A 24,353-nucleotide genomic window follows, 5' to 3' on the forward strand; every position below is an offset into this window, starting at 1 on the left:
ACCGGACCCCTGCGGGGAGCGGTGACGGCTCGGCAGCGGCGCCTGCAGGACACGGTGGGGGGCTAGGACAGCTTCCATTCACCGGTCTGGTTGGCCATCCCGGAGTCCATGGTGAACTGGACGGTGGCCGTCTTGGAGGCCTTGGGGACTTCGAACACGATCCAACCCAGCGCCTTGCCGCCGGGCTTCAGCCGCACGTCGCTGGACATCGAGGGGCCCGCCGTGATGTCGGCGAAGGTGCTTTCGAACTGCTGGCCGTCGGCGTCGGTGATCTGGGCGCCGTTTCCGGGGCTGTCGCTGTAGGCCGCGGTGCCCGTGTTGACCAGCTTGAACTGGACGCCGACGAACCGGTTGCCGGACTCGGGCGTGGTGAACTCGTCGCTGGACTTCGCCGGGTCGGCGACCTTGACGACGGTGACGTCGAGCTTGCTGCCGTCTTCCATGCCCTTCAGCGCGATGGTGTCGCCGGCCTTGGCGACGTCGGGCGTGGCGGTCTTCTTGGCAACCGGCTTCTTGGCGGTGGTGGTGCCGGCCGATGCCTTGGCCTTGGCTTTGGGCTTGTCGGTGACGGTGTCGCCGCTGTTGCAGGCGGTGAGGCCGAACGTGCCGATGCCGGCAGCGACGACGGTCGCGACGAGTCTGATGCGGGTGCGGTTGTTCACGATCCCCCCAAGGGTTCTGTGGCTTGCACGTGAAGGACCCATGAAGGATCCGTATGGTTGCACGCCACATCCAAAAAAGGTGGTGTGACTGAGCAACCTGGAAGCCGTGTTCGCCGTCAGGGGCGCATCGGAGCATCCTCCTGCTGTCCGTCTCGGACGTGTTGCCGCCCGGCAGCCCGCCGTTTCTTTACGTTTCCCTGACGCCGGGGCAGGATCCGCGGTCCCTGCTCCCCATGTCCTCCCCGTTGTCGGATCCTGTCGGAGAAGGGGAGTGCCATGGAAGGCACCGTCGTCGCAGTGGTGGTCGTCGCCGTCCTCCTGCTGCTCGTGCTGAAGAGCGGGATGCGGGTCGTCAACCAGGTGGAGCGCGGAGTGGTGTTCCGGTGGGGCAAGGCGCTGCCCAGCTACCGGCAGCCGGGCATCACCTTCCTGATCCCGTTCGCCGACCGGATGCGCAAGGTGAACGTGCAGATCGTGACGATGCCGGTGCCCACCCAGGAGGGCATCACCCGGGACAACGTGTCCGTGAAGGTCGACGCCGTCGTGTACTTCCGGGTCACCGACCCGGTGCGGGCGGCCATCGAGGTGCAGGACTACGTCTTCGCCGTCGGCCAGGTCGCCCAGTCCTCCCTGCGGTCCATCATCGGCAAGAGCGACCTGGACGACCTGCTGAGCGACCGGGAGCGGCTGCACGAGGGGCTGGCGCTGATGATCGACAGCCCGGCCGCCGGGTGGGGCGTGCACATCGACCGGGTGGAGATCAAGGACGTCCAGCTGCCCGAGTCGCTGAAGCGGTCCATGTCGCGGCAGGCCGAGGCCGAGCGGGAGCGGCGGGCCAGGGTCATCACCGCGGACGGTGAGTTCCAGGCCGCGCAGCAGCTCGCCAACGCCTCCCGGATCATGTCGGACACGCCGGAGGCCATGCAGCTGCGCCTGCTGCAGACCGTCGTCGAGGTGGCCGCCGAGAAGAACTCCACGCTCGTCATGCCGTTCCCGGTGGAGTTGCTGCGGTACTTCGACCGGGCGGTGAAGAAGATCGACGCCGAGGTCACGACGGAGACCGTTCCGGCGCCGGCTCGGCCGCAGGCGGGACCGGAGTCCGTCGGGCAGCCGTAGCCAGCGCCAGGGTCACGCAGACCGAGCCCGCCGCCATCGCGGTCGTCGCCGCCGCGGGCGAGGTGAGCTGGGCCAGCGCCCCCGCCGCCGTAGCGCTGACGCCCTGGAGGGTCAGCATGCCGGCCGAGTGCAGGCCGAGGGCCTGGCCGGCCATGGTGTCGGGGGTCAGGCGCATCAGCTGCTCCTGCTGGACCAGGCTCGCCCCGAAGCCGGCGGAGGCCACGGTCACACAGACCGCGGCCACCGGTACGGGCGGGTGCGCGGCGAACAGCAGGTACGGCGTCGCCAGCAGGAGCAGCAGCGGGGTGGCCAGGCGGGCGCGGACGGCGGCGGGCAGCAGACGGCCCACCGTCACGTCTCCGGCGAACATGCCGAGCGCCCCGCAGGCGAACAGGGCGCCGGCCGCGTGCGGGGCGTACGACACGTACAGCGACTCGCAGCCGACGACCATGCCGTTGGGCAGCCACAGGCCCAGGTAGGTCAGGCGGCGCGGCCGGGACGACCACAGCTCGGCGTTGGTCCGCCAGGTCTCCGACGGCGAGGGGCGGCCGGCGGCGCGGGGCGGCCGGGCGGTCAGGCCGAGCCGCAGGGCCAGCGCGGCCGTCAGGTACAGGGCCGCCGCCAGCAGCAGGCAGGCGCGCGGGGAGAGCGCGGCGAGCAGGGCGCCGCCGGTGGCGAAACCGGCGATCTGCATCAGCCCGCTCATCATGTTGAACAGCGAACGCCCCGGCAGGTAGCCGTCCTTGGGGAGGATCTCGTTGAGCAGCCCCCAGCGGACCCCGCCGCCGAGCGAGGCGGCCAGACCCAGCAGGAGTACGACGGTGAGCAGCGCGCCGGCCGGCAGGCCGGGCAGCGCCTGCACCGCCGTACCGGCCGCGGAGACGAGCGCGATCGCGGTCAGGGCCGTACGCGGGGGCAGCCGGTCGGCGCCGGACAGCAGGAAGGTGGCGCCCAGCACCTGGGCGAGCGACGAGCCGAACATGCTCAGCGCCGACAGCAGCGGGGAGCCGGTCGCCCGGAACACGAGGGTGCCGAGGGCGAGGCCGCCGACGGTCTGGGCGGCGGTCTTCGCCGCCGCGCCGAGCAGGAGCGGGGTGAACTCCGGGACACGCAACAGGGATCGGTAGCTGGGCATGCCCCGGAGTCTCGGCGGGGCCGCGGACGGCTGGTTATTGTTTCGCCGTCACGCGAAAGGTGGTGGTGGCGGGGGCGGCGGGGGCGGAACGCCGTCGCCGCGGAGGTCGCGGTCGCGGATCGCCCGCGGAACGCGTGGCCGCGGAACGCGTGGCCACGCGACGTCGTGGCCACGGAAGGTCGCGGTTGCGGAAGGTCGCGGTTGCGGAAGGTCGCGGTTGCGGAAGGTCGCGGTTGCGGAACGTCGTGGCCGTGATGGGCCGCCGTCATGAAAGGCCGCGTTCGTGGAACGCCGTGGCCTCGAGAGGCCGCCGTCACGGAATCCTTGGCACGGAAAGCCGCCGTCATGGAAGCCGGTGGTGCGGAAAGCCGCCGTCACGGAAACCCGTGACACGGAAAGCCGCCGTCACGGAAACCCGTGGCCGCGGAACGCAGCCGCCGTGAAAGGTCGCGGTCGGGGAAGGTCGTGCGTCGTACGGGGAGGGCCGGATGGGGTGGTGGCAGCTCAACGCGGACACCCTCGCGCGGAGCCGGTTCGTCATCTCGCCGCTCGCCGAGACGTTCGCCTGTCTGAAGCTGCTGCACGCGGGGCGGGGTTCGCACCCCGGTGAGCAGGCGTGGCTGGGCACCCACCTGCCCGGCTACCGGGCCCGGCTCGCGGCCGACCCCGTGACGGCCCGGCTGGTGCGGGCGGGGCTGGGCCGGGAGTGGATCGCCGACTTCCTCACCCCCGCGCCCCGCGCCGGGGAGAGCTTCGCCGAGGAGGTGGCCCGGGTGCGCGCGGCCGGTCCCGGTGCCGCCCGCGCCCATCTGCGGCTCTCCCTCGCCGGGCCGCTCCCGGCCGAGCTGGACCGGGACGACCTGCCGGAGCGGGCGGCCGGGCTGCTGGAGTGGGTGTGGCAGGAGACCGTACGGCCGTCCTGGGAGCGGCGCCGGCGGGTGCTGGAGGCGGACGTGGTCGCGCGGACCGCGCGGGTGAGCCAGGGCGGCTGGGCGAGCGTGCTGGACTCGCTGCGGCCGGGCGGCACCCGGTGGCTCGGGGACAACCGGTTCCAGGTCAACCTGCACGAGTACCCGCCGCGCGAGATCTCCGGCGCCGAGCTGGTGTTCGTGCCGGTGACCGCGCAGCGCACGGGCTGGGTGGCCTGGGAGGAGCGGGAGCGGTACGCCGTGGTCTATCCCTGCACGGGCGTCCTGGCGGGGGACGGCGGCCGCGCGGTGCCCGCCGGGCTGGGCGCGCTGCTCGGGGCGGCCCGGGCCGCCGTGCTCGTCCTGCTCGGCTCCCCCATGAGCACCAGCCAGCTGACCGCCGTCACCGGGCAGGGCCTCGGCTCGGTCGGGCGGCATCTGAGGGTGCTGCGGGAGGCGGGGCTGGTGGAGCGGCGGCGGGCCGGGCGTTCGGTGCTGTACGTGCGGACGGCGGCCGGTGACGTGCTGGTCGAGGCCGGGCGCGGGGGCCCTGACCCGGCGGGGCTAGCATCCGGGCATGACGACTACTGACCACAACGTGCTGGATGTCGAGATCGGAGCCCTCACCGGCGGCTCCGCGAACCTGCCGCAGTATGCGGGCAAGGCCGTGCTCATCGTGAACGTGGCCTCCAAGTGCGGCCTGACCCCGCAGTACACCGGGCTGGAGAAGCTCCAGGAGCGCTACGCCGCGCAGGGCTTCACCGTGCTGGGCGTGCCCTGCAACCAGTTCCTCGGGCAGGAGCCCGGCTCCGCCGAGGAGATCGCCGAGTTCTGCTCGGCGACGTACGGCGTGACCTTCCCGCTGACCGAGAAGGTGGAGGTGAACGGGGAGGGCCGGCATCCGCTGTACGAGCGGCTCGTCGGGTTCCCGGACGCCGAGGGGCACAGCGGGGACATCCGCTGGAACTTCGAGAAGTTCCTGATCGGGCGGGACGGCCGGGTCGTCGCGCGGTTCTCGCCGCAGACCGAGCCGGAGTCGGCCGAGGTGGTCTCCGCGATCGAGGCCCAGCTGGGCTGAGCCCCGCGTACCGCTCGCTCCTGGGACCGGACCAGGCGGTGAGCCCTCTCGGCAAGGACGGCGACTGGTCGAGAGGGCTCTCCTGGTGGTGCGTGTGCAGTTGTTGTCCTGGCCAGGGTCAGGGAGAAACCTTCACGCCTTGACCGAGGACACGAAGGCGTTCCACGCGCCGGCGGGGAAGGCCAGGATCGGACCCTCGGGGATCTTGGAGTCGCGGACGGCGAGTTCGGCGGCGGTGGGCGACTTGACCTCGACGCAGGCGCCGTTGCCCGCGGAATAGGAGGACTTCATCCACGTCTCCGAAGCGCCCTGAATCAGTGCCATGTCCACTCCTGTTGCGAGTTGCGGTAGTGCGGTTCACGCCAACCGTGTCGTCTGATTGGCGTGATCGACGCTACCGGGCAACTGCCCCTGCGGGAGTAGTCGTTCACTCAACCGGATGGCATATTCCGGGCGAGCCTTCCACTGGAGCCGATCGACGGTGTACGATCTCGCGCCCTACATAATCCCGGCTCAGTCGGCGTACTCTTTCGCCACGTTCGCGATGAATTGCCGGGACGCTTCCACATTGAGGGACTGCGCCCGCAGATGCTCGTACATCACGGCGTACTTCTGCACGTCCTGCGCCTTCTCCAGGTACAGGTCGCTGGTGACGCCCTCCAGGTACACCACGCTGGAGTCGGCCGCGTCGGCGAACTCCAGGATCGCGTACTGACCGTTGAGCCCCGGGTGGGCGCCCACCTCGAACGGCAGCACCTGCACGGTGACGTGCGGCAGCTGGGACATCTCGATCAGGTGCTCCAGCTGTTCCCGCATCACCAGCTTGCTGCCCACGAGCCGGCGCAGGGCCGCCTCGTCCAGTACGACCCACAGCCGGAGCGGGTTGTTCTCGGCGGTGATACGTTCCTGTCGGCGCATCCGGACCTGGACCCGCTTCTCGATCTCGGCCGTCGACGTCTCCGGCAACGCGCCCTGCACCAGGGCCTCGGCATAGGCACGGGTCTGCAAAAGGCCGGTCACCAGCTGGGGTTCGTACACCCGCAGCGACTCCGCGTCGGTCTCCAGCCCGATGTAGACGCTGTACGGGATGTCCCCGAAGGTGTGCCACCACCCCTGCTGTCTGGAGTCCCGGGCCATCTCCATCAGCGAGTCGACGATCCGCTGGTCCTCGACCTCGTACACCCCGCACAGGTCGCGCACGTCGCGCTGGCTGATGCTTCTGCGGCCGTTCTCCAGCCTGCTGATCTTCGACTGCGACACCAGCAGCCGCTCCGCCACCTCTTCGGCCGTCATGCCCTTGAGCTCACGGAGCCTGCGCAGCTCCTGGCCCAGTCGGCGCCGCCTGACGGTGGGATTGACATTGGACGCCACGGGACGTGCACCTCCGGCTGCCTGCCTGTTACTTAACACTTTGCGTATCTGCTGTTGAGCAGACTGCCACCAAGGTGCTTTCTACCGCTGGGAAACGAGGGATATGCGGCGCCGCCTCGAACTCCTGGACGCAGCCGAGCGGGGCGGCGAGACCACGAGGGTCTCGCCGCCCCGCTCGGACCAGCGGCTCCCGAACCGGGACTGTGGGGACTGGTACGACGACTCAGTGGGCCACGGCGCGTGCCATGGACCCGTGGCGCGGCTGCATCGGAACCCCGCGTGCGGGTTCCGCCGCGGGCCTGGCGCCGGGCGCGGCCTGCCGGCCGCCCGAGGCCGGGCCCCGGCGCGGCTGGGCGGCCGCACCGTTCTGCACGTCCATCACGGCGTGGGCGACGAGCCCGCCCATGGGGTCGTGCCGGATCAGGTCCCGCAGCCGGGACCGGGACGACCGTCCCTCGTTCCCCGGATACAGGTGCTTGCCGAGTCCGACGGCGTGCGCCAGCGCGGCGAGCGCCGCGGTCCGCGGGTCCGGCGGTACGCCGGTGCGGATCGCGGAGTCCAGCCGGGCACGGATCTCCCGGCTGATGTCGTTGTCCGTCGCCTGGTAGCGCGTCGTCGGCAACACCCCGCACATCTGACCCGGCACGGCGGCGACCATGCCGCACCGCTCCAGATGCGAGAGGTAGGTCTGGCGGAGCCCCAGTCGGGGTCCGCCGATCCAGTGGACGGCCCGTACGGGAGCGCCACGCCTTCGCAGCAACTCCAACGCGCAGTCCAGAGTCGGATCTCCTGTCGGCCGTGGCACCACCACGGCGATACGATCCCCGTCTGGGGCTATCCGTCCGGCCAGCGCCAGCTCCACTAGCTGTGCACCGGCCAGACCGAGGTCGAGCGACTGCGGCTGTGCAGTGGTACCCGTGGCCGGGTCCAGTGCCAGCAACAGAAGCTCCTCCGGAAGTGTTCTGCGGCTCCTGCCCATCCATGCCTCCCCGCGTGGATGAATGACAGGGTGACCCCTCTCACATTGGTCTGTCGAGGGTGCGTGACCGGTTCGTAAGGGAACCGGCAGGTATGTCGTTCTCGTCTACCGCAGGGGCCAAGCCCTCACACAGGACACTGGTACATGGTTCGGACAGGGCGCGCGGATGAACGCGCGGCGCATGAGGAGGCATCGGTGGCGGGCGAGTCCCCCGACAGGTCGAAGCAGCGCGAGTCGTCGGCGGAACCGACGTCGGGGAGCGCGGGTTCGGTTCCCGAGGCGCGGGATCCGCGTCTGGCCGTGTCCCGCGAAAAGGATTCCTCGGGGGGCGGCGCGGACACCGCGACGAAGATCCTGACGGTACGGTCCGGCGCCGGCGACGACACCGCCATGCAGGCGGCGGTGTCCTCCTGGGTGCGTGCCCCCCACCCCGACACGGCTGCAAAGCCTTCCGACGCGGAGGCCGAGTCTGAGGGGTCGTCCGAGGCAGGGCGTGGAACGAGGATTCCGTCCAACGTGAAGACGGAGCCGAAGACTTCGTCCGACACCGACGCCGACGCCGACGCCGACGCTTCGGCTGCCGCGAAGGGCGAGGCCGAGATCCCGTCTGCGGCGAAGGCGGGGTCCGAGGGCTCGTCCGACGCGAAGCCCGAGGTGGAGAAGCCGTCTGACGCGAAGCCGGAGGCCGACGGCTCGCCCGCCTCGAAGACCGAGGCCGCCAAGGGCGAGGCCGACGCTGACGTGGAGCCGGCCGTCGACGAGGACGCCGAGGGCAAGCCGAAGGCCGACGCCACCGCAAAGAGCGAAACCGACGCGGACGCGAAGCCTGCCGGGAACTCGAAGCCGGACGCGGACAGCAGGGCCACCAAGGGCACGAAGACCACCAAGACCGCGACGACCGAGGCGGACGCCGAGGGTGCGGAGGGCAAAGCCGGCACCGAAGCCGAGGCCGAGGCCGACGCGGACGCGGACGCCACGGCTGTCGCGGACGACAAGGCCGGTACGGACGCCGAGGACGTCGCGGGCGGCAAGGCCGACGAAGGCAGCGCGGCTGCCGCCGGTGGCAAGACCAGCTCCGGCGACAGGGACGTCGCGGACGACAAGACCAGCACCGCCGGCAAGCACCTCGCGGGCGGCAAGGGTGTTGCCGGTGAGGGCGAAGGCGTAGCCGAGGCGGTGGACGGCGGGGACGGGCCGGAGGCCGCCGATGGCGGGGACGCCCCACAGGGGCCACCCGCGGACGACGACGAGAGCCGCACGGGTGGTGCGGATGGGAACACGGACGCCGAAGGCGCAGCCGAGGCGAATCCCGCCCCCACCCCCGCGGCGCCCGCCGACAAGCCCCCCGTGGACCAGCCGACCGCCGTGTTCAAGGCGCCGCGGCCCAAGAAGGCTGAAGTCGATCAGCCGACGACCATGCTGAAGCTCGGCGGCAAGCCGAAGCAGCCCGAGTCCGACGCCGAGCGCACCAGCAAGTTCGTCGCGCTGAAGGACGACCTGCGCAAGCCCGCTCCCCAGCCCGCCCCGCAGCCCGCCGCACAGCAGCCGGCGGCCCGGCCGGCCCCCGACGCCACCACCCCCGTCCCCCAGGTCGGCCCCGAGCGCACCACGCAGCAGCCGCTCCCGCCCAAGCCCCCGCTGGACCTGCTGGCGGAGCTGACGAACACGCCGCCGCCCCCGGAGACCCCGGTCCGCACGCTCGTGCGGAGGGTCAAGATCTGGAGCCCCCTGGTCCTGCTCCTGGCGGTCATCCTCGCGGTCGTCCAGGCCGTGCGCCCGCTGCCGTCCCCCACCCTCGCGCTCACCGGCGAGGAGACCTACACGTTCGACGGCGGCCGGACGACCCTGCCGTGGCCCGGCGAGGGCCAGGGCTGGATCGACGCGGACGGCGTCGGCACGATGGGCCACTTCGGCAAGCAGACGCCGGTGGCGATCGGCTCGGTCGCCAAGACCATGACCGCGTACATCATCCTCAAGCACCACCCGCTGAAGCCGGGGGAGGAGGGCCCGAAGATCAAGGTGGACGCGAAGGCGGAGAAGGAGGGCGGCTACGACAAGGCCGGCGAGTCCACCCTCAACACCGTCAAGGCCGGCAGCTACCTCACCGAGAAGCAGGCCCTGTCCGCCGTCATGATCCCCTCCGCCAACAACATCGCCCGGCTGCTCGCCCGCTGGGACGCGGGCTCGGAGGCGGCGTTCGTGAAGCAGATGAACGCCACCGCCAGGGAACTGGGGATGAAGAACACGACGTACACCGACCCCTCGGGTCTGAAGGAGACCACCGTCTCCACGGCCGAGGACCAGGTGAAGCTCGGCCGCGCGTTCGTGAAGGTGCCGGCCCTGGTCGCCATCAGCAGCGCGGCCAGCTGGACGGACCCCTCCGGCCACTTCTGGCCCAACTACAACGAGCTGCCGTACCGCATGGGCGCGATCGGCATCAAGACCGGCAGCACCACCGCGGCCGGCGGCAACCTGCTCTTCGCCTCGCGCAAGCAGGTCGGCGGCCGGACGGTCACCCTGGTCGGCGCGATCCTCGGCCAGCACAAGCCGAAGATCCTGGAGACGGTCAACGCCGTCAGCAAGACCGCGCTGACCGCCGCCCAGGACGCGCTGACCTCGTCGAAGATCCTGAAGAAGGGCGACGTGGTGGGCTACGTGGACGACGGGCTCGGCGGCCACACCCCGGTCGCGGTCACGCAGGACGTCACGGCGGCCGGCTGGGCCGGTATGAAGGTGCGGCTGTCCTTCGCCCCGGGGACCGTGCCACACACCGCGAAGGCCGGCACCCGGGTCGGCACGCTCACCGTGGGTGACGGCACCTCCGGTGCGGTGAAGGTTCCGGTGGCCCTGCAGAAGGATCTGGCCGAGCCCGGTTTCGGCGCCAAGCTCACCCGGCTGGGCTGACCACCCGGCCCCCCCCGCCGGCCGCGCACCCCGCCCCGGGGCGCCCCCACCCGGGAGCCCCGTGGCGGGGTGCGTGCTAGCGTCACGAATCGGGGCGGGTCGCCGGTCCCGGGACAGGGCCGCGGACCGAACGGGAACCGGCCCGGACCACCGAGGGACGCGGCCGAGAACAGAAGACGGGATACGGGGAGTGCCTTCAGGTGGCCACAGCGGAGCCGACACGCGCCGACGACGCAGATCCGGGCCCGGGAGTGGGCCCGCGAATACGACTGTCCACGACTGACGAGGACAGCCGTACCGCGGGGGTACGCCCCGGCGGGCGCGCGCGTCTGCTCGCCGCGCTGGAGCCCCTCCGGCAGCGGATGCTCCGGCATCCCGTGCTGTCGGTCACGGTGCTCGCCGGCGTGCTGCACATCATCTGGTTCTTCACGTTCGCGAACAGCGGCGGCGATCTCGCGGCGCAGGACGCGTGGGCGGAGTTCGTCGGCCGGCACCCGGACTCGGCGTACAACCTCGCCTGGTACGGGGGCATGCACCCGGTCTCTTACAGCGTGGTGTCGCCGTACCTGATGTCGGTCCTCGGCGTCCGTACGACGATGATGATCGCCGGGACGGTGTCGGCGGGCCTGCTGACGCTGGTCCTGATCCGCAGCCGGGCGGTGAAGAACCCGCTGTGGGCCTCGCTCGGCGGGGTCGCCGCGCTCCTGGCCAACGCGATCTCCGGCCGGGTGACCTTCGGGCTCGGCACGATGTTCGCGCTCGGCGCGGTCGCGGCGGTGTTCTGCTGGCCGTACCGGTGGCGGTACAAGCGCTGGGCGAAGGCCCTGGTCGCCGCCCCGCTGGCCGCGCTCGCCACGATGGCCTCGCCGGTCGCGGGCCTGTTCGTGGGCTTCGTCGCAGCCGCGCTGTTCCTGCAGAAGCGGCGGCCGGGCGCCTGGGCGCTGGGGCTCGCGCCGTCGGCGGTGGTCGCCGTGTCGGCCTGGCTGTTCCCGTTCTCCGGCACCCAGCCGATGGGGATCGGCTCGGTGGTCATGCCGCTGCTGTACGGGCTGTTCTGCCTGTTCCTGGTGCCGAAGGAGTGGGTGACGGTCCGGCTGACGGCTGCCGTCTACAGCCTCTCCGTCGTCCTGGTGTGGCTGATCAGCTCGCAGATCGGGTCCAACATCTCGCGGCTGCCGATGCTGTTCGCGGGTGCGACGCTGGTCGCGGCCCTGCCGTACACCGTGCCGAAGACCCGCAAGTGGTACGTGACCGTGCTGGCCCTGCTCGGCTTCGCCGGCTGGATCGGCTTCAAGTCGGTGGACGACATCATCCACACCACCCCCGCCGCGTCCTGGGCCCGTGAGCTGGCGCCGCTGATCAACCAGCTCCAGAAGCTCGGCGCCGAGAAGGGCAGGGTCGAGGTGGTCCCGGCCCGCTCCCACCGGGAGGCCTCCGCGCTGGCGCCGGACTTCAACCTGGCCCGCGGCTGGAACCGGCAGGCCGACATGGAGCGCAATCCGCTCTTCTACGACGACACGCTCAACTCGGCGAACTACCACGAGTGGCTCCAGCGGTGGGCCGTGCACTACGTGGTGCTGCCCAAGGACAACCCGGACGGGGACGGCGGTCAGCGGGAGCGGGCGCTGCTGCAGCGCGGGATGCCGTATCTGAAGCAGGTCTGGGGCGACGCCAACTGGCAGCTGTTCAAGGTGACCGATCCGACGCCGCTGGCCGAGCCGAACGCGGTGGTGGACCGGGCCGAGCAGGGCGAGATGATCCTGCGGGTGCGCCGGGCGGGGCGGATCCTGATCCGGATTCCGTACTCGCCCTGGCTGAGCGTGGTCGACGAGCACGGCAAGAGCGTGCAGCCGCCGCAGCCGTCGTCCGGTACGCCGAAGACGTACCGGAACGTCCACGGGTGTCTGACGCAGACGCCGGAGGACTCGAACGGGGACCGGTGGACGGTGCTGCTGGCGCCGAAGGCCGGAACCTACCGGTTGGCTGCCCCGTACCAGTTGCCGCGCGGCACTCCCTGCCCCGAGGGGCTGGGCTGAGCGGGCCCGCTCACCGCAGTTCGGCCACGTACCTGTCCGTGCCCGGCACCGTCGGGATGAACGGTGCCGCCAGTTCCACCCTGCCCAGGCCGGTCTCGGCCACCTGCTCGTCCAGCCCGCTGAAGTGCTCCGCCCAGCACTCCCGCGGATCCCGCTCCAGGAACCACAGCAGGGTCAGCCGGGTCTCCACGCCCTCGACCTGCTTGACGTAGGTCATGCGGTCGCCCGGCAGCGGGGTCGGCCGGAACACGGTGACGAGGGCGGACGGGGAGCCGGCGAGGCGGCGCGGGAGGTGGCGGTCGCGCAGCCACTGGAGCAGTGCGGTGCGCCGCTCGGTCGAGTCGGCGTCGATCACCTCCAGCACCAGGCCGGCGTAGGGGTGGTCGAGGGCGTGGACGTCGCGGGGCCCGGCGGCGCCGTCCCGGTACACCGTCGCCTCGTGGTCCTGGAAGGCGGTGAAGACGTGGGTGCGCTCGTGGTGGACGCGGGCGTCCCGGTTGAGGCGCTTGTTGATGGCGACCGTCCACTTCATGTGGTCGTCGTAGCGGCCGGCGGTGATCCAGTAGGTGGAGAGGTAGCAGCCGGCGGTGACCGGCCGGGCGATCGCCGACTTCTCCGGGTAGCGCAGGAGTTGCAGCTCCCGGGTCGCCACCCAGCGGCGGCCCGCGTACATCCAGGGCATGGCCATCGCGCCGGCGTAGTAGTGGTCGTCCTCGTACCAGCGGTTGTAGGCGTACTCGTGCCCGGGGTGCGGCTCGACCATGGTGATCAGCGCGTGGCCGGGGCAGACGCCGTACGGGCCGACGGCGGCCAGTTCCGCGTACCGCTCGCTGCGGGTGTCGTCGCTCATGCGGTTCCCCTTTCCTGCGGTCGCCCATACTCTGACGCCCCGTCAGATGAAGCGCCATACCGAAGGAGGGGCCATGTCCCTGCTCGCGGGCAAGACCGTCGTCGTCTCGGGTGTCGGGGCCGGGCTCGGCCATCAGGTGGCGGCGGCCGTCGTACGGGACGGCGGGAACGCGGTGCTCGGGGCGCGCACCGAGGCGAACCTGGCCAAGAGCGCGGCCGGGATCGATCCGGACGGCGCGCACACGGCGTACCGGGCGACCGACATCACCGACGAGGGGCAGTGCGAGGCGCTGGCGGGGCTGGCGCGGGAGCGGTTCGGCGGGATCGACGCGGTGGTCCACGTGGCCGCCTGGGACTCGTACTTCGGCGGGCTGGCGGACGCGGACTTCACGACCTGGCAGTCGGTCATCGACGTGAACCTGCTGGGGACGCTGCGGATGACCCGGGCCTGCCTGCCGGCGCTGCGGGCGGGCGGGGGCGGCTCGGTGGTGTTCATCGGGACGCAGTCGGCCGTGGCCGCGCCCTCGCAGGTGAAGCAGGCCGCCTACGCCGCCTCGAAGGGGGCGCTGACCAGTGTGATGTACTCGCTGGCGCGGGAGCTGGGCCCGGACCGGATCCGGGTCAACTCCGTGCTGCCGGGCTGGATGTGGGGGCCGCCGGTGCAGGCGTACGTCCGGTTCACCGCGCACACGGAGGGTGTGCCGGAAGGAGAGGTGCTGGCGCGGCTGACCGAGCGGATGGCGTTGCCGGAGCCGGCCACCGACGGCGATGTGGCGGACGCGGCGGTGTTCCTCGCCTCGGACCGGGCGCGGGCGATCACCGGGCAGTCGCTGCTGGTCAACGCGGGTGAGCTGATGCGTTGACGAGGAGCGGACACGGACGGGATCGTGTTCAGGTAGGTGAATAGAGGTCAATCAGCAGAACAATTTTACTCCGACTTGACCTGACTCTTGCTTGTCGTGTTCATGTGCTCGCACCCACGATCGGGCACATGAACAGTCTCGACTGGGCCGTGCTCATCGGCTACTTCGGCGTGATGGTCGCGATCGGCGTCTGGTCGCACAAGCGCGTGGACAACGTCTCCGACTTCTTCACGGCCGGCGGCAAGATGCCCTGGTGGCTCTCCGGCATCTCGCACCACATGTCGGGCTACAGCGCCGTGATGTTCACCGGGTACGCGGGCATCGCCTACACCTACGGCGTCACCTCCTTCATCACCTGGTCCTTCCCCATCGCGCTCGGCATCGCCATCGGGTCGAAGCTGTTCGCGCCACGCATCAACCGGCTGCGCTCCCGGCTCCACGTGGCCTCCCCGCTTGAATACCTGAAGAACCGTTACAACCTGCCCACCCAGCAGGCGCTCGCCTGGTCGGGCATGCTGCTGAAGATCGTGGACGTGGGCGCCAAGTGGGCGGCGATCGCCACCCTGCTGTCGGTGTTCACCGGGATCTCGCTGAACCAGGGCATCCTCATCACCGGCGCGATCACGGCCGTGTACTGCACGATCGGCGGCCTGTGGGCGGACGCGCTGACCGAACTCGGCCAGTTCGTCATCCAGTTGCTGGCCGGCATCTCGATGTTCGTCGCGGTCGTGGTGAAGCTGAACGACCAGGACATCGGCTTCCTCGGCGCCTGGGACGAGCCCGCCCTGCACGGCCACGGCAAGCCGCTCGTCGGCCCGTACAGCACGGTGTTCCTGCTGGCGTTCCTGTTCATCAAGCTCTTCGAGTACAACGGCGGCATGCTCAACCAGGCCCAGCGCTACATGGCCACCGGCAGCGCCCACCAGGCCGAGCGCTCGGCCCGGCTGTCCGCGATCCTCTGGCTGGTCTGGCCGGTGGTCCTGTTCTTCCCGATGTGGATGTCCCCGCTGCTGGTGAAGGCGCAGAAGCCGGACGGCTCCGACTCCTACGCGCTGATGACCGAACAGCTGCTGCCGCACGGCCTGTTGGGTCTGGTCGTCGTCGGCTTCTTCTCGCACACGATGGCCATGTGCTCCTCCGACGCGAACGCCATCGCGGCCGTCTTCACCCGGGACTGCGCGCCGGTGCTCTCGGCGCGGGCGCGGGAGTGGAGCACGCGTTCGGGGCTGATCGCGGCGCGCGTCACGACGGTCGTCTTCCTCGGCCTGTCGATGGCGGCCGCGACCCAGGTCAACTCCCCCGCGTTCAAGGACATCATCACGGTCGTCATCAAGTGGGTCGCCGGTCTGATGGGTCCGATGGCCATCCCGATGATGCTCGGCCTGCTCCGCCCGTTCCGCCGCTCCGGCCCGACGGCCGCGCTCGTCAGCTGGGCGATGGGGCTGCTCGCCTTCTGGCTGGTCAACTACCCGATCAGCCGGCGGATCGACGGCGGGGTCCCGCTCCAGTACCAGGTCTCGGTCCCGCTCGCGGTCTCCCTGGTGCTGTACACCGTCATCGGCTTCCTCAAGCCGGAGGACACACCGGAACGGCTGGCGATCATCGAGAAGGTCAACACCGACGGAGACGCCGCGGCGGCGGTTCCGGTGCCGGCCGCCGCGGGGGACGACGTCGTGGGTACGCCCGACCGGGCCCGGTAGGCTGCCGATCAACAACTGGACATGATCGGGGGAACGATGGGACTCGACTCGGTGCGCGCGGTCTCCCAGGTGGTGGGCCGCCGAACGACTCTGCGCTACCTCGCCGTCGGGGTCGGAGCGTCTCTGCTGGCCGCGTGCAAGGGGAACGACGACGGCAAGGGCGGCACGACGGAGGGCGAGGGCGGTTCCGGCGGCACGTCGCCGGCGCCCGGTGTGACCGGCAAGGCGTTCGCGGCCTTCGTGCGCGGCTCGTGGAAGGTCACCTCGGAAATGCCCGGCGGCGACACCTACACCTACTCCGTGACCGTCACCGACGGCGTCTGGACCATGGACCTGGGCGAGGGGAAGTCGGCGAAGGGCACCTGGGCGCTCGGCAACGGCCGGCTGGCGTTGCAGGTGCCCGAGAGGCTGGGCGACACCGGCGCCGACCTGCAGAACGCCGGCGCCGAGAACGTCCCGGCGTCGGTCGGTGACTCCGTGTCGCTCGGCCTGCCGTGGCAGCCGCCCGGCGCGTCGGGCACCGGCGCCGGCGAGCGTCTGGAGGTGGAGTACGACAAGAAGGCCGGCATGCGGATCCGCCACACGGAGCAGAGCGGCAGCATGACCGTCCACCACTGCGTCCGGGTCTGAGGTCAGGCCCGCGGGTACCTCGCCAGCCAGCCCGGGGACGAACCCGCCGGGCCGTGCAGTGCCGGGCCCTGGGTCATCTCCATGGCGAAGTCGTCGGCGAGTTCCAGGATCGTGGGGCGGCCCTCCAGTTCGGCCAGCCAGGCCGGCGGGAGGGCCGTCTCGCCGTGCAGGGCGCCGAGGAGACCGCCGGTGAGGGCGCCCGCGGCGGCGGAGGGGCCGCTCTGGTTCACCGCCAGGCACAGCCCGTGCCGTACGTCCTCCCCCACCAGCGCGCAGTACACGGACGCGGCCAGCAGCCCGTCCGCCGTACCGTCGCCGGCCAGCTCCTCCACCCGTGCCGGGGTGGGCATGCCCTGCCGTACGGCGCCGAGGGCGTGCTGGAGGGCGTCGGAGACCGGCTGGTGGCCGGGGCGGGCGGTGAGCAGGGCGAGAGCCCGCTGCACGGCGCCGTCCAGGCTGTCGCCGCGGGCCAGCGCGTGCACGATGACGGCGTACGCGCCCGCCGACAGGTAGGCGATGGGGTGGCCGTGGGTCTGGGCCGCGCACTCCACGGCCAGCTGGACCACGAGTTGCGGCTCCCAGCCGACGAGCAGCCCGAACGGCGCCGAGCGGGCGACCGCCTCCGGTCCCAGCTCCCCGGGGTTCTTCGGGGAGTCCAGCGTGCCCATGGTCTCGTCGCCGAACCCGATGAGCAGGGCGCGGGTCGGGTCCCGGCGGGCGTAGAGCCACTCCTCGCGGGCCAGCCAGCCGTCGTCCTTGCGGCGCTCGTCGGGCCCCCAGTCCCGCTGGGTGGCCGCCCAGCGCAGGTAGGCCCGGTGCAGGTCGGTCGGCGGATGCCAGGCGCCGGTGTCGCGGCGCACCTGGGCGCGTATCAGCCCGTCCACGGTGAACAGGGTCAGCTGGGTGTGATGGGTGACCGAGCCGCGCCGCCCGTACCCGAAGGCCAGGTCGAGCAGCCCCTCACCGCCGTACGCGGCCTGGATCTCCTCCAGGGACAGCGGGTCGGCCGGACCGCCGAGGGCGTCGCCCACGGCGGCCCCGAGCAGCGTGCCGCGTACCCGGCTGCGGAAGTCCTGCTGCTCGGCACGGCCCCAGACGGCACCGGAAGTCATGCCCACCACACCTCCCGACGGGACCGTCCACCTGTACGACGCCCAGCACTGTAATCGACCGGGAACGGTCCGTTCAGTGGTGCCCGGCTGGATTCTGGCTCAATGCCCGTGGGAGCAGCCGGTGTTGGTCGGGGAGAATCCAGCCATGACCACCACCCCCACAGGCCCCACCGGCCTCCGGCTCGCCGCCGGAGTGCTCACCGGCATACTCGCGCTCTACATCGCCCTGGTCGCGCTCGGGAACATAACCGACTTCGGCACCAATCAGCAGTTCGTACGGCACGTACTGGCGATGGACACGACGTTCAGGGACGACGATCTGATGTGGCGGGCCGTGACCAGCACGGCACTGGAGGACACGGCGTACGTCCTCATCATCGTGTGGGAGACCGTGGCGGCCGCGGTGCTGGTCCGGGGGACCTTTCTCTGGGCGCGGCGCCGGGACGACCTGGCCCGGCGCTGGTCGACGTACGGGCTGCTGATGATGCTGCTGCTCTTCGGTGCCGGGTTCATCGGGATCGGCGGCGAGTGGTTCGCGATGTGGCAGTCGAAGACCTGGAACGGTCTGGACGCGGCGACCCGGGTGTTCACGCTGAGCGGGGTCGCGCTGATCGTCAACCTGCTGCCGTCCGGCCGGTACGGACGCACCGAGGGCTCGTGACCGGGCGCGTCCCGCGGGCCGGGGCGCGCAGCGGGCAGCTGCGGCGGATCGCGAAGCGGCGGTCCGGCCAGGGCGCGGTACGGCCCGCCGGCCGACGCGGGGAGCCGGGGGCAGCGGGCCGGGCTCGTCGCGACGACCCAGCCGGCGGAATCGGCTAGTCGACGACGGCGACCCGGGTGCCCTGGTCGCCGAAGGACCACAGGGCGGCCCCGTCCTCCTTGTGGAGGCGGATGCCGCCGAGCTTCTGGCCGTTCGCGGGCGGGGGCGAGGCTCCGTCCAGCGCGTTGGAGAAGGCCACGTTCACCCCGTCCACCTTGGTGAAGTACATGACGTGCTCGATCTCCACGCCGTCCGAGCCCTTGAGGGACTGGGTGCGCAGGGTGATCGAGTAGCGGCCGGGCTGCGGGCTCACCGTCCCCGGCCACACCGTGAACGTGCGGGTCGCCTTGCCGGTCGCGTCGACCAGCCAGACCCGCTTCGCGGCGAGCGAGTACACGATCCGCCGGCCCTCGCCGGACCGGTCCGGCAGGGCGGGCACGGACGGCGCTTTCGGGCTCAGGGTCGCGTGCGGGCTCGCGGACGCCGACGCGCCGGGCCTGGCCACGGCGGCCGTGGGTCGCGGCCCGTGGTCCGCCTGGACGGCGAGGGCGACGACGACCGCGGTCGCCCCCGCCGTCAGACCGGTGACCCAGGCCCACGAGGGCAGTCGGGCAGCCACGGGACGCATCTCCTCCGGTACGGGTCCCCCTTCTCGGCACAGGGGTCGGATCATCGTACTCAGTTCGCGGAGACGGCTCGGTCCGGGGAGACGGCTCAGTCCAGGACCGGCAGCAGATCCGGCAGGTGGCCGTCGGACGCCTCGGCCGCCCGCTGCCGCTCCTCGGGGACCTCGCCGTACAGCGTGGTGCGCGGTTTCGCGGGGCGGCCGGCCGCCTCCGCCACCGCGACCAGGTCGCGGACCGACTTGTACGAGCCGTAGGAGGAGCCCGCCATGCGGGAGATCGTCTCCTCCATGAGCGTCCCGCCCAGGTCGTTCGCGCCGGAGCGGAGCATCTCCGCCGCCCCCTCGGCGCCCAGTTTGACCCAGCTTGTCTGGATGTTGGGGATCCAGGGGTGCAGGAGCAGGCGGGCCATCGCCGTCACCGCCCGGTTGTCCCGCAGGGACGGTCCCGGGCGGGCGATCCCGGCCAGGTACACCGGCGCGTTCGTGTGGATGAACGGCAGCGTCACGAACTCGGTGAAGCCGCCCGTCTCCCGCTGGATCCGGGCCAGCGTGCGCAGGTGGCCGAGCCAGTGCCGGGGCTGGTCCACATGTCCGTACATCATCGTGGACGACGAGCGGATGCCCAGCTCGTGCGCGGTCGTGACCACCTCGATCCAGGTGGCCGTGGGCAGCTTGCCCTTGGTCAGCACCCAGCGCACCTCGTCGTCCAGGATCTCCGCCGCCGTACCGGGGATGGAGTCCAGACCCGCCTCTCTGGCGGCGGACAGCCACTCGCGGATCGACATGCCGGTCCGGGTCGCGCCGTTCACCACCTCCATCGGGGAGAAGGCGTGCACGTGCATGCCCGGGACGCGCTCCTTGACCGCCTTCGCGATGTCGAAGTACGCCGTCCCCGGCAGGTCCGGGTGGATGCCGCCCTGCATGCACACCTCGACCGCGCCCACGTCCCACGCCTGCTGCGCGCGGTCCGCCACCTGCTCCAGCGAGAGCGTGTACGCGTCGGCGTCCGTGCGGCGCTGGGCGAAGGCGCAGAACCGGCAGCCGGTGTAGCAGACGTTGGTGAAGTTGATGTTCCGGGTGACGATGTACGTCACGTCGTCACCGACCGCCGACCTGCGCACGTCGTCCGCGACCCGGCACAGCGCGTCCAGCGCCGGTCCGTCCGCGTGCAGCAGGGCGAGGGCCTCGGCGTCGGTCAGCCGGGTCGGGTCGTCTGCCGCCGTGCGCAGTGCCTCGCGGACGTCGGCGTCGATGCGCTCCGGGACCATCCCGGGGGCCGCCGCCTCGCGCAGCGCCTCCCAGTCGCCGTACACCTCGTCGAAGTCGGCGCGCCGGTCGCCCGTCCGGCCCTCGGTGTCGATGGACGTGTGCAGGTCCGTGCGGCCGGTGGCGGTGAACACCTCCTCCGGCTCCTGCCAGGGCAGGCCCGTCACGACCGCGTCCGCACGGGCGAGACCCGTCTCCGGGTCGGCCAGGGCCGACACGTGCGGGCGCAGCCGCGGGTCCAGCCAGGGCTCGCCCCGGCGGACGAACTCCGGGTAGACGCACAGGCGTTCCCGCAGTTCGAAGCCGGCCGCGCGGGACCGCTCGGTGAGTTCCTCGATCTGCGGCCAGGGACGCTCGGGGTTGACGTGGTCGATGGTCAGCGGGGAGACCCCGCCCCAGTCGTCGATGCCGGCGCCGATCAGCCGCTCGTACTCGGCGTCCACCAGGTTCGGCGGGGCCTGGAGGCAGGCGGACGGGCCCATGATGTGCCGGGCTACGGCCACCGTGGCGACCAGCTCGTCCAGTTCTGCGTCCGGCATGCCGCGCATCGCCGTGTCCGGCTTGGCGCGGAAGTTCTGGATGATCAGCTCCTGCACGCCGTGGTAGGCCCGGGAGATCTTCCGGAGCGCGAACAGCGAATCAGCGCGCTCCTCGTACGTCTCGCCGATGCCGATGAGCAGGCCGGAGGTGAACGGCACGGAGGAGCGGCCGGCGTCCTCCAGGACGCGCAGCCGTACGGCCGGCTCCTTGTCCGGGGAGCCGTGGTGCGGGCCGCCCGGCTCCGACCACAGCCGCTCGGCGGTCGTCTCCAGCATCATGCCCATGCTCGGCGCGACCGGCTTCAGCCGCTGGAAGTCCGTCCACGTCATGACGCCCGGGTTGAGGTGGGGCAGCAGGCCCGTCTCCTCCAGGATGCGGATGGAGACGGCGCGGACGTAGGCGATGGTGTCGTCGTAGCCGTGCGCGTCGAGCCACTCGCGCGCCTCCGGCCAGCGGTCCTCCGGCTTGTCGCCGAGGGTGATCAGGGCTTCCTTGCAGCCGAGGGCGGCGCCCTTGCGGGCGATGTCCAGCACCTCGTCGGGGGACATGAACATCCCGTGCCCGGCGCGCCGCAGCTTGCCGGGGACGGTGGCGAAGGTGCAGTAGTGGCACTTGTCCCGGCACAGCCGGGTCAGGGGGATGAAGACGCTCTTCGAGTACGTGATGACGCCGGGCCTGCCCGCCGCCTCCAGGCCCGCGTCCCGCACCCGGGCGGCGGAGGCGGCGAGGGCGGTCAGATCCTCACCGCGCGCCTGGAGGAGCACCGCCGCCTCGGCGACATCGAGGGCGACGCCGTCCCGCGCGCGTTTGAGGGCGCGACGCATGGAGTTCTCGGTCGGGCCGGTTCCGGAGGTCGCGGAAGTCGTCATTCTTTGAGCATACGTTCGCGTTGATCAACGCTGCTCGTGCCGCCCGGCAGCAGGGCGCCGTAGCCGTCGAGCGCGCCGAGCACCTCCGTCTCACCGGCCGGCGGCAGCTGCACCACGACCTCCTCGACGCCCAGTTCGGCGTAGTGGGCGAGCTTTCCGGGGGTGGGCTGGACGGCGTACGGGACGACCTGGAGGGCGGCCGGGTCGCGGCCCGCGTCCGCCCACGCCGAGCGCAGCACGGGCAGTGCCTCGGTGAGCCCGCGGCCGCCGATCGGCAGCCAGCCGTCGGCGAACTCGGCGATGTGCGCGAACAGCCCGGGCCCCGCGGCCCCGCCGACGAGCGTGCGGGGACCGACGACCGGGCCGCGCGGTTTCTGCACCGGCTTGGGGTGGGCGAGGCTGGCCCGCACGCTGCCGAACTCCCCCGAGTACCGGGTCGGCTCCTCGCTCCACAGCGCGCGCATCAGCGCCATCCGGTCCCTGACCAGTTCCCGGCGGGTCCGCCAGGTCACGCCGTGGTCGGCGGCCTCCTCCACGTTCCAGCCGTAGCCGACGCCGAGGGTGAAACGGCCGCCGGACAGGTGGTCCAGCGTGGCGATCTGCTTGGCGAGGTCGATGGGGTCGTGCTGGGCGACCAGGGTGATTCCGGTGCCGAGCGCCAGCCGCCGGGTCACGGCGGCCGCCTGGGCCAGGGCGACGAAGGGGTCCAGGGTGCGGCCGTACTCGCGCGGCAGGTCGCCGCCGACCGGGTAGGGGGTGGTGCGCTCCACCGGGATGTGGGTGTGCTCCGGCAGGTAGAGGCCGGAGAAACCGCGTTGTTCCAGTTCGCGGGCCAGGCGTGTGGGGGTGATCGTCTCGTCGGTCAGGAAGATCGTGACGGAGATACGCATGGGGCATCGTACCGACTGGTTGGTTGCCCGTCAGGAGGCGTGTGCGGGTCCGGTGTGGCCGGTCGCGTGGTTCCGCGCGCCCCTCCGGGCGCCTACCGTGGCCCTTGTGACGAGCTTGCGCGGCACTCTCGCCCCGGGGTCCCCGGACTATGTGTACCTCCCCTTCGAAGTACCGCCGGGAACAAGCGAGTTGAAGGTCTCCTACACCTACGACAGACCTCCCGTCCCGCCCGGCACCCCCGGCAACGCCCTCGACATCGGGCTCTTCGACCCGCGTGGGACCGGGCTGGGCGGGCGGGGGTTCCGGGGGTGGTCGGGGGGTGCCCGGAGCGAGTTCTTCGTGCGGGCCGACGAGGCCACGCCTGGGTATCTTCCGGGGCCGCTGACGCCCGGCACCTGGTACATCGCCCTCGGTCCCTACACCGTGGCGCCGCAGGGGCTGTCGTACGAGGTGACCGTCACGCTGACGCAAGGGGCGGCCGGGCAGACGCCCGAGGCGGTGTATCCGCCGGACCGGGCCCTGGGGCGCGGCCGGGACTGGTACCGGGGCGACTGCCATCTGCACTCCTGGCACTCCGACGGGCGCCGCACCCCGGGGGAGATCGCGGCGCTGGCCCGTGCGGCCGGGCTGGACTTCGTCAACAGTTCCGACCACAACACCAACGCCTCGCACGCCCACTGGGCCGACGCGGCCGGTGACGACCTGCTGGTACTGCTCGGCGAGGAGATCACCACCCGCAACGGGCACGTCCTGGCGCTCGGCACCGAGCCCGGCACCTTCGTCGACTGGCGCCACCGGGCCCGGGACGGCCGCTGGGCGCGCTTCGCGCGGGAGATCCGCCGGGCCGGCGGGCTGGTGGTACCGGCCCATCCGCACGCCGACTGCGTGGGCTGCGGCTGGCGGTTCGGGTTCGCGGAGGCGGACGCCGTGGAGGTGTGGAACGGGGCCTGGACGCCGGACGACGAGATGACCCTGGCGACGTGGGACGCGCGGCTGGCGACGGCGGGGCGGGGTGACCGGGGATGGCTGCCGGCGATGGGCAACAGCGACGCCCACCGGGATCCGGACGTGGTCGGGCTGCCCCAGACGGTCGTCCTCGCCGACGCGCTGACCAGGGAGGCGATCCTGGCGGGGCTGCGGGCCGGACGGTCGTACGTGGCCGAGTCGCGGCAGGTGTCGCTGGCGTTCACCGTGACGGCCGAGGGGGGTCGACAGGCGGGGATCGGGGAGCGGTTGGCCGTCGGGCCGGACACTCCGGTGACGGTCCGGCTGGAGGCGTCCGGCGTGCCGCGCTGCTCGGTCCGGTTCGTCACCGACCAGGGCGTGCTGTTCACCGGCGGACCGCTGCCGGTGTCCGGTACGGGGACCGTGCAGTGGCGCACGTCCCCGGCCCGCGCGGCCTACGTCCGGGCCGAGGTGCGGCACGAGACGGCGCTGGGACCGGCGCCGGGGGCGATGGCCGCGTTCACCAACCCGGTGTTCCTCGGGGCTACGTGATCTGCTGCGCGGCCCACTCGGCCCACTCGCGCCGCATGGCGTTGAAGCGCAGGCCGTACTCCAGGGCGATCCGGCCGTAGACCGAGAGGTTGCCGTCGTCCCAGTCGATGGAGTCGGACAGCCGGCGCAGCTGCTCGTAGCTCTCCTCGGACATCTCGGTGAGTTCGGTCAGGTAGGCGCGTGCCTGGTCGGGGCGCAGGACACCGAGGAAGAAGACGCGCAGCAGGATGTCGCTGCGGGTGTTGCGCTGGGGCGTGGTCTCGGTCAGCCAGTGGCGCAGCTCGGCGAGTCCGTCGTCGGTGAGGGCGTACTCCTTGCGGCCGCGCGGACCCTCGGCGGCCACGGTGATCAGGCCGGAGCCGGCGAGCTTGGTCAGCTCCGTGTAGATCTGGCTCTGGGTGGCGGGCCAGACGCTCGACAGCGAGGTCTCGAACAGCTTCAGCAGGTCGTACCCGCTGGCGGGACGTTCCGAGAGCAGGCCGAGCAGGGCGTGTTTGAGGCTCATGGCCCTCACTCTACATTCCACTATTGACATGTCGAGGCCGGACCTTCTAGTTTTGAC

At 71.7% G+C, this 24,353-nt stretch carries 21 protein-coding genes; 10 read left to right on the top strand and 11 right to left on the bottom strand.

The genetic code is table 11. From position 1 onward, the window contains the following. Positions 1-62 precede the first annotated feature (62 nt). Entirely contained in the window at positions 63-662 is a 600-nt protein-coding gene (locus S1361_RS17460) for a DUF4352 domain-containing protein (RefSeq protein ID WP_243769204.1), read from the bottom strand. Between the two features lie 276 nt (positions 663-938). Between S1361_RS17460 and S1361_RS17465 the strand changes: the two genes are divergently transcribed. Then, positions 939-1,778: a slipin family protein gene (locus S1361_RS17465; protein WP_243769205.1), complete on the top strand. Its 840-nt coding sequence runs from the start codon at positions 939-941 to the stop codon at positions 1,776-1,778. Here S1361_RS17465 and S1361_RS17470 read toward each other — a convergent pair. Further along, positions 1,711-2,913 carry an MFS transporter gene (locus S1361_RS17470; RefSeq protein ID WP_208032763.1) on the bottom strand — a complete coding sequence of 401 codons (1,203 nt, stop codon included), beginning with the start codon at positions 2,911-2,913 and terminating at the stop codon, positions 1,711-1,713. The genes S1361_RS17465 and S1361_RS17470 overlap by 68 nt on opposite strands. Positions 2,914-3,401: 488 nt before the next feature. Here S1361_RS17470 and S1361_RS17475 point away from each other — a divergent pair, with 488 nt between their 5' ends. Together S1361_RS17475 and S1361_RS17480 are read left to right on the top strand one after the other, a co-directional pair. Continuing rightward, a complete protein-coding gene (locus S1361_RS17475; protein WP_208032764.1) occupies positions 3,402-4,412 on the top strand; it encodes a helix-turn-helix domain-containing protein in 1,011 nt (336 codons plus the stop codon). Further along, complete coding sequence (locus S1361_RS17480) at positions 4,399-4,899, top strand: glutathione peroxidase (RefSeq protein ID WP_208032765.1); 501 nt, start codon at positions 4,399-4,401, stop codon at positions 4,897-4,899. Before S1361_RS17475 ends, S1361_RS17480 begins: the two co-directional genes overlap by 14 nt. Before the next feature lie 132 nt (positions 4,900-5,031). Here the strand turns inward: S1361_RS17480 and S1361_RS17485 are convergent, their stop codons facing one another. The 3 genes from S1361_RS17485 to S1361_RS17495 form a co-directional block, all read right to left on the bottom strand. Next, positions 5,032-5,223, bottom strand: coding sequence for a DUF397 domain-containing protein (locus S1361_RS17485; RefSeq protein ID WP_208032766.1), 192 nt, complete (start codon positions 5,221-5,223; stop codon positions 5,032-5,034). A gap of 189 nt (positions 5,224-5,412) precedes the next feature. Beyond that, on the bottom strand, positions 5,413-6,270 hold the full coding sequence (locus tag S1361_RS17490) for a helix-turn-helix domain-containing protein (RefSeq protein WP_208032767.1): 858 nt from the start codon (positions 6,268-6,270) through the stop codon (positions 5,413-5,415). Positions 6,271-6,493: 223 nt separating this feature from the next. Then, complete coding sequence (locus S1361_RS17495) at positions 6,494-7,249, bottom strand: GOLPH3/VPS74 family protein (protein ID WP_208032768.1); 756 nt, start codon at positions 7,247-7,249, stop codon at positions 6,494-6,496. A 516-nt stretch (positions 7,250-7,765) separates the two neighbouring features. Here S1361_RS17495 and S1361_RS17500 point away from each other — a divergent pair. Both S1361_RS17500 and S1361_RS17505 read left to right on the top strand, forming a co-directional pair. Next, positions 7,766-10,153, top strand: coding sequence for a D-alanyl-D-alanine carboxypeptidase family protein (locus S1361_RS17500; RefSeq protein ID WP_425086741.1), 2,388 nt, complete (start codon positions 7,766-7,768; stop codon positions 10,151-10,153). Positions 10,154-10,353: 200 nt separating this feature from the next. Further along, positions 10,354-12,189: an MFS transporter gene (locus tag S1361_RS17505; RefSeq protein ID WP_208032770.1), complete on the top strand. Its 1,836-nt coding sequence runs from the start codon at positions 10,354-10,356 to the stop codon at positions 12,187-12,189. 10 nt (positions 12,190-12,199) lie between these two features. On the opposite strand, the gene S1361_RS17510 is transcribed toward S1361_RS17505, so the two are convergent. Then, positions 12,200-13,039 (bottom strand): hypothetical protein, encoded by an 840-nt coding sequence (locus S1361_RS17510; protein ID WP_208032771.1) that lies wholly within the window; start codon positions 13,037-13,039, stop codon positions 12,200-12,202. A gap of 73 nt (positions 13,040-13,112) precedes the next feature. Here S1361_RS17510 and S1361_RS17515 point away from each other — a divergent pair, with 73 nt between their 5' ends. From S1361_RS17515 to S1361_RS17525, 3 genes are all read left to right on the top strand, one after another. Continuing rightward, positions 13,113-13,901: an SDR family oxidoreductase gene (locus tag S1361_RS17515; protein WP_208032772.1), complete on the top strand. Its 789-nt coding sequence runs from the start codon at positions 13,113-13,115 to the stop codon at positions 13,899-13,901. 128 nt (positions 13,902-14,029) lie between these two features. Beyond that, complete coding sequence (locus tag S1361_RS17520) at positions 14,030-15,601, top strand: sodium:solute symporter family protein (protein ID WP_208032773.1); 1,572 nt, start codon at positions 14,030-14,032, stop codon at positions 15,599-15,601. Positions 15,602-15,622: 21 nt separating this feature from the next. Further along, entirely contained in the window at positions 15,623-16,231 is a 609-nt protein-coding gene (locus tag S1361_RS17525; protein WP_208032774.1) for a hypothetical protein, read from the top strand. A 2-nt stretch (positions 16,232-16,233) separates the two neighbouring features. On the opposite strand, the gene S1361_RS17530 is transcribed toward S1361_RS17525, so the two are convergent. Continuing rightward, positions 16,234-17,349: an ADP-ribosylglycohydrolase family protein gene (locus S1361_RS17530; RefSeq protein ID WP_208032775.1), complete on the bottom strand. Its 1,116-nt coding sequence runs from the start codon at positions 17,347-17,349 to the stop codon at positions 16,234-16,236. 139 nt (positions 17,350-17,488) lie between these two features. On the opposite strand from S1361_RS17530, the gene S1361_RS17535 reads away from it, so the two are divergent. Continuing rightward, positions 17,489-18,004 carry a DUF2165 domain-containing protein gene (locus S1361_RS17535; RefSeq protein ID WP_208032776.1) on the top strand — a complete coding sequence of 172 codons (516 nt, stop codon included), beginning with the start codon at positions 17,489-17,491 and terminating at the stop codon, positions 18,002-18,004. Positions 18,005-18,158: 154 nt separating this feature from the next. On the opposite strand, the gene S1361_RS17540 is transcribed toward S1361_RS17535, so the two are convergent. The 3 genes from S1361_RS17540 to S1361_RS17550 all read right to left on the bottom strand — a co-directional run bounded on the left by S1361_RS17540 (position 18,159) and on the right by S1361_RS17550 (position 22,293). Continuing rightward, entirely contained in the window at positions 18,159-18,722 is a 564-nt protein-coding gene (locus S1361_RS17540) for a hypothetical protein (RefSeq protein WP_425086743.1), read from the bottom strand. A 95-nt stretch (positions 18,723-18,817) separates the two neighbouring features. Then, complete coding sequence (locus tag S1361_RS17545) at positions 18,818-21,403, bottom strand: bifunctional FO biosynthesis protein CofGH (protein ID WP_208032778.1); 2,586 nt, start codon at positions 21,401-21,403, stop codon at positions 18,818-18,820. Further along, positions 21,400-22,293: an LLM class F420-dependent oxidoreductase gene (locus S1361_RS17550; protein ID WP_208032779.1), complete on the bottom strand. Its 894-nt coding sequence runs from the start codon at positions 22,291-22,293 to the stop codon at positions 21,400-21,402. Before S1361_RS17550 ends, S1361_RS17545 begins: the two co-directional genes overlap by 4 nt. Positions 22,294-22,399: 106 nt before the next feature. On the opposite strand from S1361_RS17550, the gene S1361_RS17555 reads away from it, so the two are divergent. Next, on the top strand, positions 22,400-23,791 hold the full coding sequence (locus tag S1361_RS17555) for a CehA/McbA family metallohydrolase (RefSeq protein ID WP_243769207.1): 1,392 nt from the start codon (positions 22,400-22,402) through the stop codon (positions 23,789-23,791). Here the strand turns inward: S1361_RS17555 and S1361_RS17560 are convergent. Continuing rightward, positions 23,784-24,296, bottom strand: a complete 513-nt coding sequence (locus S1361_RS17560; protein ID WP_208032781.1) for a PadR family transcriptional regulator — start codon at positions 24,294-24,296, stop codon at positions 23,784-23,786. The genes S1361_RS17555 and S1361_RS17560 overlap by 8 nt on opposite strands. Positions 24,297-24,353: the final 57 nt, after the last annotated feature.

Source organism: Streptomyces cyanogenus, from assembly GCF_017526105.1.
Classification (GTDB): domain Bacteria; phylum Actinomycetota; class Actinomycetes; order Streptomycetales; family Streptomycetaceae; genus Streptomyces; species Streptomyces cyanogenus.

Coding starts and splice junctions, on each gene's coding strand:
- S1361_RS17520 (WP_208032773.1), top strand. CDS start 14,030: ATGAACAGTCTCGACTGGGCCGTGCTCATCGGCTACTTCGGCGTGATG.
- S1361_RS17475 (WP_208032764.1), top strand. CDS start 3,402: ATGGGGTGGTGGCAGCTCAACGCGGACACCCTCGCGCGGAGCCGGTTC.
- S1361_RS17485 (WP_208032766.1), bottom strand. CDS start 5,223: ATGGCACTGATTCAGGGCGCTTCGGAGACGTGGATGAAGTCCTCCTAT.
- S1361_RS17560 (WP_208032781.1), bottom strand. CDS start 24,296: ATGAGCCTCAAACACGCCCTGCTCGGCCTGCTCTCGGAACGTCCCGCC.
- S1361_RS17515 (WP_208032772.1), top strand. CDS start 13,113: ATGTCCCTGCTCGCGGGCAAGACCGTCGTCGTCTCGGGTGTCGGGGCC.
- S1361_RS17470 (WP_208032763.1), bottom strand. CDS start 2,913: ATGCCCAGCTACCGATCCCTGTTGCGTGTCCCGGAGTTCACCCCGCTC.
- S1361_RS17535 (WP_208032776.1), top strand. CDS start 17,489: ATGACCACCACCCCCACAGGCCCCACCGGCCTCCGGCTCGCCGCCGGA.
- S1361_RS17465 (WP_243769205.1), top strand. CDS start 939: ATGGAAGGCACCGTCGTCGCAGTGGTGGTCGTCGCCGTCCTCCTGCTG.
- S1361_RS17495 (WP_208032768.1), bottom strand. CDS start 7,249: ATGGGCAGGAGCCGCAGAACACTTCCGGAGGAGCTTCTGTTGCTGGCA.
- S1361_RS17550 (WP_208032779.1), bottom strand. CDS start 22,293: ATGCGTATCTCCGTCACGATCTTCCTGACCGACGAGACGATCACCCCC.
- S1361_RS17480 (WP_208032765.1), top strand. CDS start 4,399: ATGACGACTACTGACCACAACGTGCTGGATGTCGAGATCGGAGCCCTC.
- S1361_RS17510 (WP_208032771.1), bottom strand. CDS start 13,039: ATGAGCGACGACACCCGCAGCGAGCGGTACGCGGAACTGGCCGCCGTC.
- S1361_RS17525 (WP_208032774.1), top strand. CDS start 15,623: ATGATCGGGGGAACGATGGGACTCGACTCGGTGCGCGCGGTCTCCCAG.
- S1361_RS17545 (WP_208032778.1), bottom strand. CDS start 21,403: ATGACGACTTCCGCGACCTCCGGAACCGGCCCGACCGAGAACTCCATG.